2 pseudogenes are annotated in these 2,215 nt (G+C 53.3%); both read right to left on the bottom strand.

Annotated features, from left to right (window positions below):
* Nucleotides 1–1,142 precede the first annotated feature (1,142 nt).
* Nucleotides 1,143–1,262 (bottom strand): annotated as a pseudogene (locus KO505_RS16180) (IS1 family transposase); the annotation flags it as partial.
* A gap of 247 nt (nt 1,263–1,509) precedes the next feature.
* A pseudogene (locus KO505_RS16175) lies at nt 1,510–2,215 on the bottom strand (IS4-like element ISVsa5 family transposase); the annotation flags it as partial.

Raw genomic sequence — 2,215 nt, 5'->3', positions numbered from 1 at the left:
GTATCCGGGAATTATTGACAACAAATCAACCATGGTGAGCAAGGGCGAGGAGGATAACATGGCCATCATCAAGGAGTTCATGCGCTTCAAGGTGCACATGGAGGGCTCCGTGAACGGCCACGAGTTCGAGATCGAGGGCGAGGGCGAGGGCCGCCCCTACGAGGGCACCCAGACCGCCAAGCTGAAGGTGACCAAGGGTGGCCCCCTGCCCTTCGCCTGGGACATCCTGTCCCCTCAGTTCATGTACGGCTCCAAGGCCTACGTGAAGCACCCCACCGACATCCCCGACTACTTGAAGCTGTCCTTCCCCGAGGGCTTCAAGTGGGAGCGCGTGATGAACTTCGAGGACGGCGGCGTGGTGACCGTGACCCAGGACTCCTCCCTGCAGGACGGCGAGTTCATCTACAAGGTGAAGCTGCGCGGCACCAACTTCCCCTCCGACGGCCCCGTAATGCAGAAGAAGACCATGGGCTGGGAGGCCTCCTCCGAGCGGATGTACCCCGAGGACGGCGCCCTGAAGGGCGAGATCAAGCAGAGGCTGAAGCTGAAGGACGGCGGCCACTACGACGCTGAGGTCAAGACCACCTACAAGGCCAAGAAGCCCGTGCAGCTGCCCGGCGCCTACAACGTCAACATCAAGTTGGACATCACCTCCCACAACGAGGACTACACCATCGTGGAACAGTACGAACGCGCCGAGGGCCGCCACTCCACCGGCGGCATGGACGAGCTGTACAAGTAATCTAGACAGCGCTTTTCCGCTGCATAACCCTGCTTCGGGGTCATTATAGCGATTTTTTCGGTATATCCATCCTTTTTCGCACGATATACAGGATTTTGCCAAAGGGTTCGTGTAGACTTTCCTTGGTGTATCCAACGGCGTCAGCCGGGCAGGATAGGTGAAGTAGGCCCACCCGCGAGCGGGTGTTCCTTCTTCACTGTCCCTTATTCGCACCTGGCGGTGCTCAACGGGAATCCTGCTCTGCGAGGCTTGGCGGCTGCAGGCATGCAAGCTTGGCACTGGCCGTCGTTTTACAACGTCGTGACTGGGAAAACCCTGGCGTTACCCAACTTAATCGCCTTGCAGCACATCCCCCTTTCGCCAGCTGGCGTAATAGCGAAGAGGCCCGCACCGATCGCCCTTCCCAACAGTTGCGCAGCCTGAATGGCGAATGGCGCTGATGTCCGGCGGTGCTTTTGCCGTTACGCACCACCCCGTCAGTAGCTGAACAGGAGGGACAGCTGATAGAAACAGAAGCCACTGGAGCACCTCAAAAACACCATCATACACTAAATCAGTAAGTTGGCAGCATCACCCGACGCACTTTGCGCCGAATAAATACCTGTGACGGAAGATCACTTCGCAGAATAAATAAATCCTGGTGTCCCTGTTGATACCGGGAAGCCCTGGGCCAACTTTTGGCGAAAATGAGACGTTGATCGGCACGTAAGAGGTTCCAACTTTCACCATAATGAAATAAGATCACTACCGGGCGCTGAGAGATCCCCTCATAATTTCCCCAAAGCGTAACCATGTGTGAATAAATTTTGAGCTAGTAGGGTTGCAGCCACGAGTAAGTCTTCCCTTGTTATTGTGTAGCCAGAATGCCGCAAAACTTCCATGCCTAAGCGAACTGTTGAGAGTACGTTTCGATTTCTGACTGTGTTAGCCTGGAAGTGCTTGTCCCAACCTTGTTTCTGAGCATGAACGCCCGCAAGCCAACATGTTAGTTGAAGCATCAGGGCGATTAGCAGCATGATATCAAAACGCTCTGAGCTGCTCGTTCGGCTATGGCGTAGGCCTAGTCCGTAGGCAGGACTTTTCAAGTCTCGGAAGGTTTCTTCAATCTGCATTCGCTTCGAATAGATATTAACAAGTTGTTTGGGTGTTCGAATTTCAACAGGTAAGTTAGTTGCTAGAACCCATGGCTCCTTTGCCGACGCTGAGTAGATTTTAGGTGACGGGTGGTGACAATGAGTCCGTGTCGAGCGCTGATTTTTTCGGCCTTTAGAGCGAGATTTATACAATAGAATTTGGCATGAGATTGGATTGCTTTTAGTCAGCCTCTTATAGCCTAAAGTCTTTGAGTGACTAGATGACATATCATGTAAGTTGCTGATAGGTTTCCAGTTTTCCGCTCCTAGGTCTGCATATTGTACTTTTCCTCTTACTCGACTTAACCCGTACCAACCCAGCTTCTGAACGAATTTATAC

Origin of the sequence: Psychrosphaera sp. F3M07, assembly GCF_018860345.1 — a bacterium.
Taxonomy (GTDB): Bacteria; Pseudomonadota; Gammaproteobacteria; order Enterobacterales; family Alteromonadaceae; genus Psychrosphaera; species Psychrosphaera aquimarina.
Note: the sequence above shows the minus strand (reverse complement) of the source record. Positions and strands in the feature narration are given on the sequence as shown.